Raw genomic sequence first — 15,027 nt, forward strand, 5'->3', positions numbered from 1 at the left:
GTGTGCGCGGCGACCGAGCCCAACCCTACCGGCCCATATGTACGAGGGTCAGTGCTCAGGTGACTCAACAGGGGCCGAAGTGACCAGTTCTGTCAGTACTCCGTGGCAATCCTTTGGATGCAGGAAGGTGATTCGTGACCCCATGGAGCCGATCCGGGGCTCTTCGTACAGAACGCGTACGCCCTTGGCGCGGACGTCCGCGGCGTCGCCGTCCACATCCGCCGTACCGAAGGCGATGTGGTGGACGCCCTCGCCGTTCTTGGCGAGCCACTTGCCCACGGCCGAGTCCTCCCGGGTCGGCTCGAGAAGCTGCAGGTAGGAGGCGCCTCCGTCGGACGTATCGTTGATCTTGAGCATGGCCTCGCGTACGCCCTGCTCCTCGTTGACCTCGGAGTGGAAGACCTCGAAGCCGTAGGTGGAGCGGTAGAACTCGACGGTCGTGTCGAGGTCGTGGCAGGCGATCCCGATGTGGTCGATTCGCGTCAGCATGGTGTCAGTGCAGCGCGCCTCAGGTGGTTACGCAACGTGCGCGCGATCACACTGAAGGCCCGGTGACGGGGCGGACTACCGCTCAGTACATTCGAAGTAAACCCTCGTTCACTCCTCGGCCCGTGCAGGCCGGTAAGGGGAATCGCAGCTCATGACTGGATCGACTGGTACCAACGGCACGACCTCGGTGATCGTCGCGGGCGCCCGTACGCCCATGGGACGACTGCTGGGCTCCCTGAAGTCCTTCTCCGGAGCCGAGCTCGGCGGCTTCGCGATCAAGGCCGCCCTCGACCGTGCGGGGATCGGCGGCGACCAGGTGCAGTACGTCATCATGGGGCAGGTGCTCCAGGCCGGGGCGGGGCAGATCCCGGCGCGCCAGGCCGCGGTCAAGGCGGGCATCCCGATGAACGTGCCGGCGCTCACGATCAACAAGGTGTGTCTGTCGGGCCTCGACGCGATCGCGCTCGCCGACCAGCTGATCCGCGCCGGCGAGTTCGACATCGTGGTGGCCGGCGGCCAGGAGTCCATGACCAACGCCCCGCACCTGCTGCCGAAGTCCCGCGAGGGCTTCAAGTACGGCGCGATCGAGATGCTCGACGCGATGGCGTACGACGGGCTGACCGACGCCTTCGAGAACATCGCCATGGGCGAGTCCACGGAGAAGCACAACACCCGGCTGGGCATCGCCCGTCCGGAGCAGGACGAGTTCGCCGCCCTGTCCCACCAGCGCGCGGCCGCCGCCCAGAAGAACGGCGTCTTCGAGGCCGAGATCACCCCGGTGGAGATCCCGCAGCGCAAGGGCGAGCCGGTCGTCTTCAGCAAGGACGAGGGCATTCGCGCCGACACCACGGTGGAGTCCCTGGGCAAGCTTCGCCCGGCCTTCACCCGGGACGGCACCATCACCGCGGGCACGTCCTCGCAGATCTCCGACGGCGCGGCCGCCGTCGTCGTGATGAGCAAGGCCAAGGCCGAGGAGCTGGGTCTGGCCTGGATCGCCGAGATCGGCGCCCACGGCAATGTGGCCGGACCGGACAACTCGCTGCAGTCGCAGCCCTCCAACGCCATCCTGCACGCCCTGAAGAAGGAGGGCCTGGACGTCTCCGACCTGGACCTCATCGAGATCAACGAGGCCTTCGCGGCTGTCGCCGTGCAGTCAATGAACGACCTGGGCGTGTCCACGGAAAAGGTGAACGTGAACGGCGGGGCCATCGCCCTGGGCCACCCGATCGGGATGTCCGGCGCCCGGCTCGTCCTGCACCTGGCGCTGGAGCTCAAGCGCCGGGGCGGCGGCGTCGGCGCGGCCGCGCTGTGCGGCGGCGGCGGTCAGGGCGACGCGCTGATCGTGCGGGTGGCCAAGGCCTGAGTCCCCGTAGGTCCCTGGTTCCTTCAGGTCCCTGGTTCCTTTCCGAACGGAGCTGTGATGCAGGACGTCTCCTCGCTGGTCGCCCAGGCCAGGGAAGGCCGGCCCAGGGCCGTGGCCCGGCTGATCTCCCTGGTGGAGGGGGCGTCCCCGCAGCTCAGGGAGATCATGGCGGCTCTGGCCCCGCTGACCGGGAACGCGTATGTCGTCGGTCTGACGGGCTCGCCGGGCGTCGGCAAGTCCACGTCGACCTCCGCCCTGGTCACCGCCTACCGCAAGCAGGGCAGACGGGTCGGCGTCCTGGCCGTCGACCCGTCGTCGCCGTTCTCCGGGGGAGCCCTGCTCGGCGACCGCGTCCGGATGTCGGAGCACGCCTCCGACCCCGGCGTCTACATCCGCTCCATGGCCACCCGAGGCCATCTGGGCGGTCTCGCCTGGTCGGCCCCGCAGGCGATCCGGGTGCTGGACGCGGCGGGCTGCGAGGTGATCCTGGTCGAGACGGTCGGCGTGGGCCAGTCGGAGGTCGAGATCGCCTCCCAGGCGGACACCAGCGTCGTCCTGCTGGCCCCCGGCATGGGGGACGGCATCCAGGCCGCCAAGGCCGGGATCCTGGAGATCGGCGACGTCTACGTCGTCAACAAGGCCGACCGGGACGGCGCCGACGCCACCGTCCGCGAGCTGAACCACATGCTCGGCCTCGGCGAGGCCCGCCGCCCCGGCGACTGGCGGCCGCCCATCGTGAAGACGGTCGCGTCCCGCGCCGAGGGAATCGACGAGGTCGTCGAGGCGCTGGAGAAGCACCGCGCGTGGATGGAGGAGCACGGCGTCCTCGCCCGGCGGCGCGCCTCCCGGGCCGCCCGCGAGGTCGAGACCATCGCCGTCACGGCCCTGCGCGAACGCATCGGCGACCTGCACGGCGACCGCCGCCTCGACGCCCTCGCCGACCGCATCGTCGCCGGCGACCTCGATCCCTACCGCGCGGCGGACGAACTGGTGGCCGGCCTCACAGCGGGCTGACCCGGCAGGCGGCGGCCGGAAAAGGCGTGGTGGGGCTGCCGGGCGCGCTGATACGTTCGGCCGCGTGTTCCTCCTCTTGGCATAGGGCCCGCCTCGGCCCGTGACCGGCGAGCGGCGGTCGGCCGCCCGGTCACGGCGATCAGGCGTCCCCTTTTCCGCCCTGCCTCGAGTCGAGGAACCTCATGGCCACGCCCATGCCCACGCCCACCCCTGTGTCCGCCTCGTATGCCGCCGTGCTGCGCGTTCCGCACGCCCGGCGCACCTTCGCCGCCGCGCTGACCGGCCGCCTGTCCTACGGGATCGTCCCGCTGTCCCTGATGCTCGCCGTCACCCGGGCCTCGGGCTCCTACCCGCTGGCGGGCGGTGTGATGGCGCTGTTCGGCGCCACCGCCGTCTTCCTGTCGCCCGCGCGGGCGGCGCTCGTCGACCGGCACGGGCCGCGCCGGTCGCTCGTTCCGCTGACGGCCGTGTACACCGCGCTGTTGGGCCTGCTCGCCGCGGCTCTCGTGCGCCCGGACCCCGCCCCCGCGTCCGTGCTGGGCGGCCTCGCCGCGGCCGCCGGCGCCTCCGCGCCGCCGCTGGGACCGACCATGCGGGCCGTGTGGGGCAGGCTCGCCCCGGACCGGGCGCTGCTCCGGCGCGCCTACAGCCTCGACGCGGTCGCCGAGGAACTGCTCTTCGTCGCCGGGCCGTTGCTGGTCGGCGTCCTCGTCGGCTGGGCATCGCCGGCCGCCGGGATCGTCGTCGGGGCGGCCCTGATGCTGGTGGGGACGGCCGGGTTCGTGTCGTCGCCCGTGGTGCGGGCGGTGCCGCCGGGGAAGGCGGGCGCCGTGCGGCGGGGCGGCGGCGGGCTGCGCGGGCTCGGCCGGCCGGTGGTCGCCGTCGCGGGCGTAGGGCTCGCGCTGGGCGTGGTCGACCTGCTGGTCGTGGCCTTCGCCGAACGGCACGGGCACGGGACCGGCGGGCCGGCCGTGGCCTGGGTGCTGGCCGCGCTGTCGGCCGGCAGCGCCGTCGGCGGGCTGCTCAACGGGGCCGTCGACCGGCGGTCCTCGGCCGGGGCGCGGCTGCCGCTGCTCACGGCCGGGCTCGGTCTGACGCTGTGCGGCGCGGGACTGGCGCCGGGCCTCGGCACGCTCGCGGTGGCCGCCGCGGTCGCCGGGTTCTTCGTGTCGCCGACGATCACCACGGCCTACCTGATGGCCGACGAGGCCGCCGCGCCGGAGGCCAGGGTGCGGGCGGGGGCGTGGGTCAACACGGCCGTCAACGCGGGGAGCACGGCGGGCACCGCAGCCGCGGGTGCGCTGGCCGCGCGGCTGCCGGTGGGGGTGTGCTTCGCGATGACGGGGGCGGCGGTGCTGGCGACGGCCGCGATCGTCGCCGCCGCCGATCCGCTCCGCCGGACCGGTCGACTCGGCGAACTCGGCGGGCCCGGTCCTGCGTGACGCCCGCGGTGCGCTCCGCTGGGCGTGCCGCGCTGTGCCGTCGTCGTTCTGCTGCGGCGCCGTTGTGGCTGGTCGCGCCCGCGCGGCGGAGCCGCATATGTCAGAGCCCCGCGCCCCTTTGGGGCGCTGCCGAGCCGCAGCCGACTTCGCCCGCCCGGGCGGGCGAAGCGGCGGCAGGCGGGGCCCTGTTCTGTTACGGGCGGCCCTGGTGGCCGCGGAGGTGTTCCGCGACGGGCTTGAGGGCCTTGGAGAGTTCCGCCAGGGCCTCGGGGGACAGGAGGTCGATGAAGTGCCGCCGCACCGAGTCCACATGGTGGGGCGCGACCTTCTGCATCGTCTCCATGCCGTGGTCGGTCAGCACCGCGTACAGGCCGCGGCGGTCCGACTCGCAGTTCTCACGGCGCACCAGGTCCGCGTTCTCCATCCGGGTGATCTGGTGCGAGAGTCGGCTCTTGGACTGGAGCGTGGCGGACGCGAGGTCGCTCATCCGCATCCGGACGCCCTCCGACTCGGACAGGTTCACGAGGATCTCGTAGTCGTTCATGGTCAGGCCGAACGGTTGGAGATCCCTTTCGAGCTGGTACGTCAACAGCCTGTTGACCTCCAGGTGGGTGCGCCAGGCGCACTGCTCCGCATCGACAAGCCAGCGCGTGGCCGTTTCGGTCTCCATAAATGAAGTCTACCTAAAATGTTGAAAGGCGAACTAGTGAGGGTGATGTGACGGTGCGCACGCGTTCGATGTCACACTCCGCAGACTACCGCTCACAGCCCGAAGCGACGCTGGAGGTCTCCCAGCTGTCCGGGAAGGCGCGGTGCGCCGGATTGCCCGCCGGGGCCGCCGTGCGCCCCCGCGCCCGCACCGCCGCCGGGTACCCCCGGCTCGTGCGGAACCGCCCCCGTGGCCTGCTCGGCCATCAGGGTCTCGGTCGACTGCAGCAGCACGGTGCCGGCGCCCACGAACTCGAACTGGTGCTCCTCCCCGGAGGCCCCTCCGAGGCCCGTCAGCGCACGTAGACCGCCCATCAGGCCCGTCATGTACCCGTGGTCGTAGTGATGGCACGGGGACGGGCAGTCGGCCCAGCCGACGAGTGCCTGCGGGTCCACCCGGATGGGAGGCTCCATGAACACCACCGGTCCGTTGGACGCGGCCACGAACTTCCCGGTTCCGATCAGCGTGAGAAACCCCGGGACGATCGACTGCTTGAGCGACAGAGTTGGCTGAAACGCGAGCAGATTGCCCGAGCGAATGGTCAGATTGCCGTCGGCCAGGTCGTACGAGTTCACGTCGAAGGCCCGGTCGGCGAGGAGCATCTTGCCCGAGCCCTCCGCCACGACCCAGTCGCTCGCGTGCAGAGGCGAATGGAACGAGGTGCGCACCAGCCGGTCCAGCCGGCCGTGCCCGACGCCGTTGAAGTCGATCGACCCGTAGTAGGCGATCATCTTCCCCTTCTGCAGGAACCACTGGCTCCCCTTGAGCTCCACGCAGAAGGTGTAGCTGTTCACGTTGTCGTCGACCGGGAGGGTCGTGGGGTCGTAGACCGTCGGGCCGCCGCCCGGAGCCCCGTACATGCTCACAGCTTCTCCTCCGACGCCTGGACGAACACCGCACCGCTGCCGCTCAGCTCCAGCTGGAACCCCTCGCCGGAGCCGCGGCCCACCATGTCCCGCCAGCCCAGCGCGGTCGACAGCTTGTTGCGGACGTCGCCGTGGTGGGCCACATAGGCCTGGGGGTCGACGTGGACCGGGCGCTGCGGGGTGATCGGGACCTCGAAGACGCCGCCGTGCGCCATCACGGCCACCGCGCCGTGGCCCTTCAGCGTGGTCGTGAACAGCCCCTGTCCGCTGACCTGGCCGCGGACCATGCCCATGACCCCGCCCTGCGCGCCCAGGAACATCGTGCCCTGCTGGAGCGTGCCCTCGAAGGCGAGCAGCCGGTCCGCCTCGACGTACAGCGTGTCTCCGGCGAGCGTGATGACCTGGACGTGATGGCCGCCGTGCCCGAAGAAGACCGTGCCGTTGCCCTCGACGGTCATCAGGGGCGTGTCCTCGTTGGCGAGCCGCCGCCCGATCATGGACATCACGCCGCCCTGTCCGCCCCGGGTGTTGGGCGTGAAGGACACCTCGCCGCGGTACGCGAGCATCGCGCCGCGCTGGCTGAAGAGCCGCTGCCCGGGGACGACCGTCGCCTCGACCATCTTGGAGTTGATCTCGCGGAGGCTCATCTCACACATCCCCCGCGATCGTGTTGCGCTCGCTCGGCTGGACGTACACCAGGCCGTCCCCCTCGAACCGGATCTGGAAGGCCTCGCCGCCGCCCTCGCCCATGAACGTGCGGAACGTCACACCCGACTGGAAGGACTGCCGGACGTTGCCCTGGTGCGCGACATAGGCGCCGGGGTCGACGGTCAGCGGGTACTGCGGGCTGACGCGCAGCACCACGGCCGGGCCGTCCGAAGTGATCGCGGCCAGGCCGTGGCCCTCGACCGTGGTCGTGAAGAGCCCGTTGCCCTGGGTCGCGCCGCGCAGCCCCGTGAAACTCGTCCCGGTTCTGAGGCCGGCGTCGGTCGCCAGCAGGTTGCTTGACTCGACGTACAGCTTGTCGCCCTGGAGCTGGACGAGGTTGATCTCGGAGGCGCGGTCGGCGAACCAGCACGTGCCCTGTCCCTTCACCTCCATCACGGTCATCTGCTCGCCGGTGATCCGCCGGGTCACCATGCCCCGGATGCCCTCACCGCCGCCGCTGAGCTTCTTGAAGGCCATCTGACCGTCGTACGCGACCATGGAGCCGTTCTTCGCCTTCACGGCGTCCCCGGTCATGTCGACGGCAAGCACCTTGCTGCCTTGAAGTCGAAACATCGCCACGTTGCGAAGGTAACCGCCGGACCGGGGCGCGGAACAGCACCCGTAGGTGGAGAGAGACCCTGAACGCACCCCTAGGGGGACCGTTTGCCACAATGGCGGAACGCTTGTGCGTGTATTCACAAACAGCTGCCCCCGAAACCGGCCCCGAAGCCGCCCCTGAAACCTCCCCGAAGGTGACCCGTGGACCTGAAGACAGCCTCCGCCCTCCGACGCCTGCGCCTGGTCTCCGCCCCGGAAGCCGTGTCCTTCCTCCTGCTGCTGCTCTGCTCGGTGCTGAAGCGGACCACGGACTTCAACGCGGTGCCCGCCATGGGCATGCTCCACGGCGTGCTGTTCATCCTGTACGTGCTTTTCTGGGCGGACGCCTGGAACCGCGCCAAGTGGTCCTTCAAGACCGCGTCCCTCTACCTCGTCCTCTCGGTCCTGCCGACCGGCGGCTTCTTCGCCGAGCGCAAGCTGCGCCGCGAGGCCGAGGACGCCGTCATCGCCTCGCGCGTGCGCAAGGAAGGCGTCGTGAGCGCATGATCGTCGCCTTCTCGGTCACCCCGCTGGGCGTCGGCGAGGACGTCGGCGAATACGTCGCCGACGCCGTCCGCGTCGTCCGCGAATCCGGCCTCCCGAACCGCACCGACGCCATGTTCACCTCCATCGAGGGCGAATGGGACGAGGTCATGGCCGTCGTGAAACGCGCCGTGGCCGTCGTCGAGGAACGCGCTCCCCGGGTCTCCCTCGTTCTGAAGGCGGACCTCCGCCCCGGCGTGACGGACGGCCTGACCTCGAAGGTCGAGACGGTGGAGCGGCACCTGGCGCAGTGACCGACTTGTCCACCTGTCTCATCATTCGCCCGAACGGGTGACGATGGACGGGGTTTTGGCGCGTGCCGCCTGGCTAATGTCTCCCCGGGTCGATCAAGTTCCGCGCTACGGCGCGGCATTGAAGGGGAGTGTGCGGTGGCAGGGCGGCGCGGGCCGGGGTCTCTCGGCAGGGCGATCACGGCGTTGGTACTGGGGGCGGCGCTGTCGGCGGTCTGCGTGGGGGAGGTGCAGCGCACGCCCGCGTGCGCGCTCGCCCGGGGCGAGCTGACCGTCGACGACCTGCCCGCCGGGTCGTCCGTGCTCGACTGCCTCGCCGTCGGCCGCGTCGTCACGCACGCCGGGGCCGGCGTGGCCGTGCCCGAACCCGGCACCACGGTCAGCGTCGACGCCCTCACGGCGGACGGCGACGAGCACGGCTTCACCGTGGCGGTCGCAGCCGACGGCAAGGTCGCCTACACCTACGAGGCGGCCCACACGCACGCCCGCCCGGACGGCCGCGCCGACGCGCCCGGCCCCTGCACCGACGGCGCGTACTCCACCGCCGGGCGCAAGGAGTACGGCACCTACGAGTGGTTCGTCGGCGACGGCGCGCTGCCCGGCAACCTCACCCGCGCCGAGGCCCGGCGGGCCTTCGAGGACGCCGTCGCCACCATCACCGGCAGCCGCAACGACTGCGGCTACGACGACGCGGTCGGCGCGAAGGCCCGTTATCTGTCGACCACCGCCAACGAGGCCGGCATCGACCGCGCCGCCCGCTGCGTGCGCCGGGACGGCCTGAGCGTGTGGGACGCGGGCGACATCGGCAGCGACGCCGTCGCCACGACCTGCTCCTGGAGCCGGCCGGTGCCGGGCGGCCCGGACGAACTCCTCGAGGCCGACGTCCGCTTCAACACCCATGACTACGCGTTCACCGACAGCCCGTCCGGCGCCTGCACGCACGCGTACGACGTCCGCAGCGTCGCCACCCATGAGGCCGGGCACGTCTTCGGCCTCGGCCACTCCGGCGCCGGACACCAGAACCTGACCATGTACTCGAGCTCGTTCGCCTGCTCCACCGGCGCCCGCACCCTCGGCAAGGGCGACGTCCTCGGCCTGCGCAGCCTCTACTGAGGTCCGCGCAGCCTCTACTGACCGGCGTCCGGCGGGCGGGCGCCGCCGGACACCAGCGCGATGCCCAGCGGCGTCCGCTCGTAGTGCACCTGGTGGCCGTAGCGCCGGGACACCAGCAGGCCGGAGTCGCGCAGCACCGTCAGATGCGCGGACACCGAGGACGGGGCGAGGCCGAGGCGGTGGGCGAGGGCGGAGGTGGTCGCCGGGTCGTCCAGCGCGCCGAGCACGGCGGCCCGGCCCCGGCCCAGCAGCCGTACGAGGTTCTCGGGGGAGCCGTCGGCCGGATCCGACCACAGGCCGGCGATCCCGCGCGCGGGATAGACCAGCGTCGGCTGCCAGGGAGGGGCGAAGTCGCTGACCACGTCCGGCCACGAGAACACGCTCGGCATCAGCACCAGCCCCTGCCCGCCCAGATGCCGCTCGTGCTCGCCCTTCGAGGCGACGGTCAGCGTCCCCGCCCGCCAGCCGCACCGCCGGTCGATCTCCGGCAGCAGCCCGCCCAGCCCCACCTCGGCCAGCCGGCGCGAGTGGAAGGCGACGTCCGCCTCCAGCAGGGCGCGCAGCCGCGTCCAGTCCGGTGCGAGGAGGGTGTGCCAGACCTCCTCCAGCACAGCGGTCACCTCCTGGATCATCCGCTGCGGATCCGCCAGCCAGGCCCGCCCCCGCGCCGAGTCCAGCGCGCCGGGGGTGTCCGCGAGCGAACGGGCGCTGTCCGCCCGGGCGGCCCGCGGATCGGCGGCCCGGACCGCAGCGAGCTCCTCCTCGAAACCGGCCACGGGCCCGATCGGCGGCGGGCACAGCCAGTCGGGGGAGTGGCCCCGGCGCGGCATCAGCAGCCACAGACCGCTCAGGTCGAGCGCCTCGGCCGCCGTCCGGATCCGGCGCAGCCACGGTGCGTGGTAGCCGTGCCGGTCGGGCCGCTTGAGGGTGCGCGCGACCTCCTGCGTCTCCCACAGCGGGGACACGGCGAAGCGGCAGCGCAGGAAGTCGTCCTCCCCGAAATGCAGCTGCGACGGCATGTCCCCACCCCTCCTCGCGGACGCTCCCGAACATCGCGCCGGCCATCCGAACATTCGGCTGTGCCCGAAACTCTAGGGGGCGGGCCCGTGCCCGAGCACGCTGCTGCCCATGCCAGAAGCCGTGTCAGAAGCCGAGACGGTCCCGACCGCCCCCACCGACGCCACGCCCGCGGGCTACCGCCGGGTCTTCGCCGTGCGCGAGTTCCGGGCCGTCTTCGCCGCCCATCTGCTGTCCATGCTCGGCGTGATCGTCGCCGAGATCGCGCTGTCCGTACTCGTCTACGACCTGACCGGCTCACCCCTGCTGAGCGCCCTGGCCTGGGCCGTCGGCTTCCTGCCCTACGTCGTCGGCGGCACCCTGCTCGCCGGGGTCGCCGACCGCTACCCGGCCCGGCGCGTGCTCGTCGGCTGCGACCTGGTGTGCGCGGTGTGCGTGCTCCCGATGACGGCCCCGGGCGCGCCCCTCGCCCTCCTGCTGGCCCTGCGCTGCTGCCTCGCCGTCGTCTCGCCGATCTTCGCGGGCACCCGGATGGCCACCCTCGCGGACATCCTCGGCGACGGCGACCTGTTCGTCCTCGGCCGCTCCCTGCTGCGCATCACCGCGCAGAGCGCGCTGCTCGTCGGCTTCGGCCTCGGCGGGGTGCTGCTCACCGTCGCCTCCCCGCGCCAGGCCCTCCTGATCACCGTCGGCACCTTCCTCGTCTCGGCCCTCCTGCTGCGCCTGGGCACCCGCCGCCGCCCCGCCCGGACCCGCACCGGCGGGGCGCTGGTCACGGACTCCCTCCGGGGGGCCCGGCGGGTCCTCGCCGACCGGCGCACCAGGGCGCTGCTGCTGCTCTGCTGGCTGCCGCCGACGTTCGCCGTCGCCCCGGAGGCGCTGTCGGCGCCGTACGCCGACGACCTCGGCGTCGGCCCGGCCGGGCTGGGCCTGCTGATGTGCGCGCTGCCGGTCGGCACGATCGCCGGCGAGCTGTACGCCGGGTCGCGGCTGCGCCCCGTCACCCGCGAGCGCATCGCCCTTCCGCTCGTCTGTGTGACCCTGCTGCCCTACCTCGGCTACGCCCTCCACCCCGGCCTCGCGGTCTCGCTGCTCCTGCTGCTGGTCGCGGGCGCCGGGTCGGCGTACACCCTCGGCCTCGACCAGTGGATCGTCCGGGACGTGCCCGAGGAACTGCGCGGCCGGGCGATGACGCTGCTCACGGCCGGGCTCATGACGCTCCAGGGCGTCGGCATGGCTCTGGCGGGGCTGGCCGCCGAACTCGTGGGCGTCGCGGGGGCGGTCACGGGGGCGGGTGTGCTGGGGACCGCGGTGTGTGTGCTGGCGGCCCGGGAGGTGCGGCGGACCGAGGGCCGAGACGGTGCTGACCCCGATATGACCGGCCGGTAAGGTCTGTAAGCGTGCCGAAACCGCCCAGTCTCCCCTTCGACCCCATCGCCCGTGCCGACGAGCTCTGGAAGCAGCGCTGGGGGCAGGTGCCGTCCATGGCCGCGATCACTTCGATCATGCGCGCGCACCAGATCCTGCTCGCCGAGGTGGACGCCGTGGTCAAGCCGTACGGTCTGACGTTCGCACGCTACGAGGCGCTGGTGCTGCTCACGTTCTCCAAGGAGGGGGAGCTGACCATGTCGAAGATCGGCGAGCGGCTCCAGGTGCACCCCACCTCGGTGACGAACACCGTGGACCGGCTGGTGAAGTCGGGCCTGGTCGCCCGGCGCCCCAACCCCAACGACGGGCGCGGCACCCTCGCCGTCATCACCGACAAGGGCCGCGAGGTCGTCGAGGCGGCGACCCGGGACCTGATGGCGATGGACTTCGGGCTCGGGGTGTACGACGCGGAGGAGTGCGGGGAGATCTTCGCGATGCTGCGGCCGCTGCGGGTCGCGGCGAGCGATTTCGACGAGGAGTGACCCGGATCCCGCAGCGGTGACCCGGGGCAAGATCTTCCGGAACGGGTCGTTACGCTCGACGGCATGAAGAAAAGCGTGCTGACCCGCTACCGCGTCATGGCCTACGTCACCGGTGTGCTGCTGATCCTGCTGTGCCTGGGCATGGTCGCCAAGTACGCCATGGACGTCGACGGCGCCGCCGACTTCACCCGCGTCGTCTCCATCGCGCACGGCTGGCTGTACGTCCTGTATCTCGTCTTCGCCTTCGACCTGGGCTCCAAGGCGAAGTGGCCGGTGTCCCGTCAGGTGCGCGTGCTGCTGGCCGGGACGATCCCGACGGCCGCCTTCTTCGTCGAGCGGAAGATCACCCGCGAGCTGGAGGCCAAGGTCGTGGACGCGGCCCCCGTGCCCGCCAAGGCGTAACCCCGACGCCGGGACCGCCGCCGTACGTACACACGTACGGCGGTCAGCTGTCGCGGTTTACTAGGACGTCCTAGTAAATTGGGGACATGGACGCTGACGCCATCGAAGAGGGCCGTCGCCGCTGGCAGGCCCGGTACGACGCGGCACGCAAGCGCGAGGCCGACTTCAGCACGCTCTCCGGAGACTCCGTCGAGCCGGTGTACGGGCCGCGGGCGGGCGATGTCTACGACGGCTTCGAGCGGATCGGGTGGCCGGGGGAGTACCCCTTCACGCGCGGGCTGTACGCGACCGGCTACCGGGGGCGCAGCTGGACCATCCGCCAGTTCGCCGGGTTCGGCAACGCCGAGCAGACCAACGAGCGCTACAAGAAGATCCTCGCCAACGGCGGCGGGGGGCTGTCCGTGGCGTTCGACATGCCCACCCTGATGGGCCGCGACTCCGACGATCCCCGCTCGCTGGGCGAGGTCGGCCACTGCGGGGTCGCCGTCGACTCGGCCGCCGACATGGAGGTCCTGTTCAAGGACATCCCGCTGGGCGAGGTCACGACGTCCATGACGATCAGCGGACCGGCCGTGCCCGCCTTCTGCATGTACCTCGTCGCCGCCGAACGGCAGGGCGTGGATCCGGCGGTGCTCAACGGCACGCTCCAGACCGACATCTTCAAGGAGTACATCGCGCAGAAGGAGTGGCTCTTCCGGCCGGAGCCCCATCTGCGGCTCATCGGCGACCTCATGGAGTACTGCGCGGCCGGCATTCCCGCCTACAAGCCGCTGTCCGTCTCCGGTTACCACATCCGGGAGGCCGGAGCCACGGCCGCGCAGGAGCTTGCCTACACGCTGGCGGACGGCTTCGGGTACGTGGAACTCGGGCTGAGCCGTGGGCTGGACGTGGACGTGTTCGCCCCCGGCCTCTCCTTCTTCTTCGACGCGCACGTCGATTTCTTCGAGGAGATCGCCAAGTTCCGCGCGGCGCGCCGCATCTGGGCACGCCGGCTGCGGGACGTCTACGGCGCGAAGTCCGAAAAGGCGCAGTGGCTGCGGTTCCACACCCAGACCGCCGGCGTCTCGCTGACCGCCCAGCAGCCGTACAACAACGTGGTGCGGACGGCGGTGGAGGCGCTCGCGGCGGTCCTCGGCGGGACCAACTCGCTGCACACCAACGCCCTCGACGAGACCCTCGCCCTGCCGAGCGAGCAGGCCGCCGAGATCGCGCTGCGCACCCAGCAGGTGCTGATGGAGGAGACCGGCGTCGCGAGCGTGGCGGACCCGCTGGGCGGTTCCTGGTACGTCGAGCAGCTGACGGACCGGATCGAGGCCGCCGCGGAGGCCGTCTTCGAGCAGATCAGGGAACGCGGGCTGCGCGCCCACCCCGACGGACGGCACCCCATCGGGCCGATCACCTCCGGGATCCTGCGGGGCATCGAGGACGGCTGGTTCACGGGGGAGATCGCGGAGTCGGCGTTCCGGTATCAGCAGTCCCTGGAGAAGGGCGAGAAGCGGGTCGTCGGCGTCAACGCGCACACCGGCTCGGTGACCGGGGACCTGGAGATTCTGCGCGTCAGCCATGAGGTGGAGCGCGAGCAGGTGCGGGAGTTGGGGGCGCGCAAGGCCGCCCGCGACGAGGCCGCCGTGCGGGGGGCGCTCGATGCGATGCTGAGCGCCGCCCGGGACGGCTCCAACATGATCGGGCCGATGCTGGTCGCTGCGCGGGCGGAGGCGACGCTGGGGGAGATCTGCGGGGCGCTGCGGGACGAGTGGGGGGTGTACACCGAGCCCCCGGGGTTCTGATCCCCTTTTTTGTCCTCAAGCGCCGGACGGGCTGAAGAGAACTACTCGCCGGGCGGGCTGAAGAGGATCAGTTGTCGGGTGGGCTGACGATGAGGCCTGTCAGCAGGAGCCGCGTGAAGCTTCGTACCCACTCCTCGTCCGCCGGTTCCGCGCTGACCAGGGTGCGGTGCACCACCGCGCCCGCCACCACGTCGAAGATGAGGTCGACCGTGCGGGCGGCCTCGGCCGTGTCCGTCTCCGGGGGGAGTTCGCCGCGGGCCTGGGCCCGGGCGCGGCCCTCCAGGACCAGGTCCTTCTGCGGATCGACGATGGAGGCCCGGATGCGTTCGCGCAGGGCGTCGTCGCGGGTGGACTCGGCGACGGCCGCCATCAGGCCGCTCTTCGCCTCCGGGCGGGCCAGGATCGCCGCGAACTGCAGGACCACGCCCTCGATGTCCGCGGCGAGGCTGCCGCGGTCGGGGAGTTCGAGTTCGCCGAAGAGCTCTGCGACGGCGTCGACGACCAGTTCGTTCTTGCCGGCCCAGCGCCGGTAGAGGGTCGTCTTGGCGACCCCGGCGCGCGTCGCCACGTCCCCCAGGGTCAGCTTCGACCAGCCCAGTTCGACCAGTGCCTGCCGGGTCGCGGCCAGGATCGCGGTGTCCGCGGCGGCACTGCGCGGCCGGCCCGTGCGGCCGGTGCGACAGGCGGGGGTGCGGATCTGCATCCCCAGACCATAACCGCAGGTTTTGTCCGACCTCCGGTGAGGGAGATCACCTGGTAGCGGTGTTGCGCAGGCACTCGGTGCCATTACGCTACGACTCGTAGCGAAAGCCCGTG

The 15,027-nt window shown here is 71.7% G+C and carries 17 protein-coding genes; 10 read left to right on the forward strand and 7 right to left on the reverse strand.

Features of this window, described 5'->3' with window-relative positions:
• Positions 1-48 precede the first annotated feature (48 nt).
• On the reverse strand, positions 49-489 hold the full coding sequence (gene mce, locus ACWCPF_RS30920) for a methylmalonyl-CoA epimerase (protein WP_451048387.1): 441 nt from the start codon (positions 487-489) through the stop codon (positions 49-51).
• A 151-nt stretch (positions 490-640) separates the two neighbouring features.
• Between mce and ACWCPF_RS30925 the strand changes: the two genes are divergently transcribed.
• The 3 genes from ACWCPF_RS30925 to ACWCPF_RS30935 all read left to right on the forward strand — a co-directional run bounded on the left by ACWCPF_RS30925 (position 641) and on the right by ACWCPF_RS30935 (position 4,308).
• Complete coding sequence (locus ACWCPF_RS30925) at positions 641-1,852, forward strand: acetyl-CoA C-acetyltransferase (protein WP_451048388.1); 1,212 nt, start codon at positions 641-643, stop codon at positions 1,850-1,852.
• Between the two features lie 57 nt (positions 1,853-1,909).
• Positions 1,910-2,866, forward strand: coding sequence for a methylmalonyl Co-A mutase-associated GTPase MeaB (meaB, locus tag ACWCPF_RS30930; protein ID WP_451048389.1), 957 nt, complete (start codon positions 1,910-1,912; stop codon positions 2,864-2,866).
• 182 nt (positions 2,867-3,048) lie between these two features.
• Positions 3,049-4,308 carry an MFS transporter gene (locus ACWCPF_RS30935; RefSeq protein ID WP_451048390.1) on the forward strand — a complete coding sequence of 420 codons (1,260 nt, stop codon included), beginning with the start codon at positions 3,049-3,051 and terminating at the stop codon, positions 4,306-4,308.
• A 193-nt stretch (positions 4,309-4,501) separates the two neighbouring features.
• On the opposite strand, the gene ACWCPF_RS30940 is transcribed toward ACWCPF_RS30935, so the two are convergent.
• From ACWCPF_RS30940 to ACWCPF_RS30955, 4 genes are all read right to left on the reverse strand, one after another.
• Positions 4,502-4,978, reverse strand: a complete 477-nt coding sequence (locus ACWCPF_RS30940; RefSeq protein ID WP_451048391.1) for a MarR family winged helix-turn-helix transcriptional regulator — start codon at positions 4,976-4,978, stop codon at positions 4,502-4,504.
• A gap of 92 nt (positions 4,979-5,070) precedes the next feature.
• Positions 5,071-5,877 carry an AIM24 family protein gene (locus ACWCPF_RS30945; protein WP_451048425.1) on the reverse strand — a complete coding sequence of 269 codons (807 nt, stop codon included), beginning with the start codon at positions 5,875-5,877 and terminating at the stop codon, positions 5,071-5,073.
• 2 nt (positions 5,878-5,879) lie between these two features.
• The gene (locus ACWCPF_RS30950; RefSeq protein ID WP_451048392.1) at positions 5,880-6,530 is read right to left on the reverse strand and encodes an AIM24 family protein; all 651 of its coding nucleotides are present in this window, start codon (positions 6,528-6,530) and stop codon (positions 5,880-5,882) included.
• Position 6,531: 1 nt separating this feature from the next.
• Positions 6,532-7,164, reverse strand: a complete 633-nt coding sequence (locus tag ACWCPF_RS30955) for an AIM24 family protein (RefSeq protein ID WP_451048426.1) — start codon at positions 7,162-7,164, stop codon at positions 6,532-6,534.
• 186 nt (positions 7,165-7,350) lie between these two features.
• On the opposite strand from ACWCPF_RS30955, the gene ACWCPF_RS30960 reads away from it, so the two are divergent.
• The 3 genes from ACWCPF_RS30960 (at position 7,351) to ACWCPF_RS30970 (ending at position 9,095) form a co-directional block, all read left to right on the forward strand.
• Entirely contained in the window at positions 7,351-7,695 is a 345-nt protein-coding gene (locus tag ACWCPF_RS30960) for a DUF3817 domain-containing protein (RefSeq protein ID WP_451048393.1), read from the forward strand.
• Positions 7,692-7,985, forward strand: coding sequence for an MTH1187 family thiamine-binding protein (locus tag ACWCPF_RS30965; protein WP_451048394.1), 294 nt, complete (start codon positions 7,692-7,694; stop codon positions 7,983-7,985). Before ACWCPF_RS30960 ends, ACWCPF_RS30965 begins: the two co-directional genes overlap by 4 nt.
• A gap of 135 nt (positions 7,986-8,120) precedes the next feature.
• On the forward strand, positions 8,121-9,095 hold the full coding sequence (locus ACWCPF_RS30970; RefSeq protein WP_451048395.1) for a matrixin family metalloprotease: 975 nt from the start codon (positions 8,121-8,123) through the stop codon (positions 9,093-9,095).
• Between the two features lie 14 nt (positions 9,096-9,109).
• Here the strand turns inward: ACWCPF_RS30970 and ACWCPF_RS30975 are convergent, their stop codons facing one another.
• A complete protein-coding gene (locus ACWCPF_RS30975; RefSeq protein WP_451048396.1) occupies positions 9,110-10,114 on the reverse strand; it encodes a DUF5937 family protein in 1,005 nt (334 codons plus the stop codon).
• A 109-nt stretch (positions 10,115-10,223) separates the two neighbouring features.
• On the opposite strand from ACWCPF_RS30975, the gene ACWCPF_RS30980 reads away from it, so the two are divergent.
• The 4 genes from ACWCPF_RS30980 (at position 10,224) to ACWCPF_RS30995 (ending at position 14,211) form a co-directional block, all read left to right on the forward strand.
• Positions 10,224-11,501 carry an MFS transporter gene (locus tag ACWCPF_RS30980; protein WP_451048397.1) on the forward strand — a complete coding sequence of 426 codons (1,278 nt, stop codon included), beginning with the start codon at positions 10,224-10,226 and terminating at the stop codon, positions 11,499-11,501.
• 11 nt (positions 11,502-11,512) lie between these two features.
• Complete coding sequence (locus ACWCPF_RS30985) at positions 11,513-12,022, forward strand: MarR family winged helix-turn-helix transcriptional regulator (protein ID WP_451048398.1); 510 nt, start codon at positions 11,513-11,515, stop codon at positions 12,020-12,022.
• Between the two features lie 63 nt (positions 12,023-12,085).
• Positions 12,086-12,424 (forward strand): DUF3817 domain-containing protein, encoded by a 339-nt coding sequence (locus ACWCPF_RS30990; RefSeq protein WP_451048399.1) that lies wholly within the window; start codon positions 12,086-12,088, stop codon positions 12,422-12,424.
• Positions 12,425-12,510: 86 nt separating this feature from the next.
• Complete coding sequence (locus ACWCPF_RS30995; protein WP_451048400.1) at positions 12,511-14,211, forward strand: acyl-CoA mutase large subunit family protein; 1,701 nt, start codon at positions 12,511-12,513, stop codon at positions 14,209-14,211.
• A 67-nt stretch (positions 14,212-14,278) separates the two neighbouring features.
• On the opposite strand, the gene ACWCPF_RS31000 is transcribed toward ACWCPF_RS30995, so the two are convergent.
• Positions 14,279-14,914, reverse strand: coding sequence for a TetR/AcrR family transcriptional regulator (locus ACWCPF_RS31000; RefSeq protein WP_451048401.1), 636 nt, complete (start codon positions 14,912-14,914; stop codon positions 14,279-14,281).
• Positions 14,915-15,027: the final 113 nt, after the last annotated feature.

It is taken from the genome of Streptomyces sp. NPDC001858, from assembly GCF_053594615.1.

What these genes read in the sequence shown, in the direction of transcription:
- mce (WP_451048387.1), bottom strand. Translation starts at nt 489, where the DNA reads ATGCTGACGCGAATCGACCACATCGGGATCGCCTGCCACGACCTCGAC.
- ACWCPF_RS30925 (WP_451048388.1), top strand. Translation starts at nt 641, where the DNA reads ATGACTGGATCGACTGGTACCAACGGCACGACCTCGGTGATCGTCGCG.
- meaB (WP_451048389.1), top strand. Translation starts at nt 1,910, where the DNA reads ATGCAGGACGTCTCCTCGCTGGTCGCCCAGGCCAGGGAAGGCCGGCCC.
- ACWCPF_RS30935 (WP_451048390.1), top strand. Translation starts at nt 3,049, where the DNA reads ATGGCCACGCCCATGCCCACGCCCACCCCTGTGTCCGCCTCGTATGCC.
- ACWCPF_RS30940 (WP_451048391.1), bottom strand. Translation starts at nt 4,978, where the DNA reads ATGGAGACCGAAACGGCCACGCGCTGGCTTGTCGATGCGGAGCAGTGC.
- ACWCPF_RS30945 (WP_451048425.1), bottom strand. Translation starts at nt 5,877, where the DNA reads ATGTACGGGGCTCCGGGCGGCGGCCCGACGGTCTACGACCCCACGACC.
- ACWCPF_RS30950 (WP_451048392.1), bottom strand. Translation starts at nt 6,530, where the DNA reads ATGAGCCTCCGCGAGATCAACTCCAAGATGGTCGAGGCGACGGTCGTC.
- ACWCPF_RS30955 (WP_451048426.1), bottom strand. Translation starts at nt 7,164, where the DNA reads ATGTTTCGACTTCAAGGCAGCAAGGTGCTTGCCGTCGACATGACCGGG.
- ACWCPF_RS30965 (WP_451048394.1), top strand. Translation starts at nt 7,692, where the DNA reads ATGATCGTCGCCTTCTCGGTCACCCCGCTGGGCGTCGGCGAGGACGTC.
- ACWCPF_RS30975 (WP_451048396.1), bottom strand. Translation starts at nt 10,114, where the DNA reads ATGCCGTCGCAGCTGCATTTCGGGGAGGACGACTTCCTGCGCTGCCGC.
- ACWCPF_RS30980 (WP_451048397.1), top strand. Translation starts at nt 10,224, where the DNA reads ATGCCAGAAGCCGTGTCAGAAGCCGAGACGGTCCCGACCGCCCCCACC.
- ACWCPF_RS30990 (WP_451048399.1), top strand. Translation starts at nt 12,086, where the DNA reads ATGAAGAAAAGCGTGCTGACCCGCTACCGCGTCATGGCCTACGTCACC.
- ACWCPF_RS30995 (WP_451048400.1), top strand. Translation starts at nt 12,511, where the DNA reads ATGGACGCTGACGCCATCGAAGAGGGCCGTCGCCGCTGGCAGGCCCGG.
- ACWCPF_RS31000 (WP_451048401.1), bottom strand. Translation starts at nt 14,914, where the DNA reads ATGCAGATCCGCACCCCCGCCTGTCGCACCGGCCGCACGGGCCGGCCG.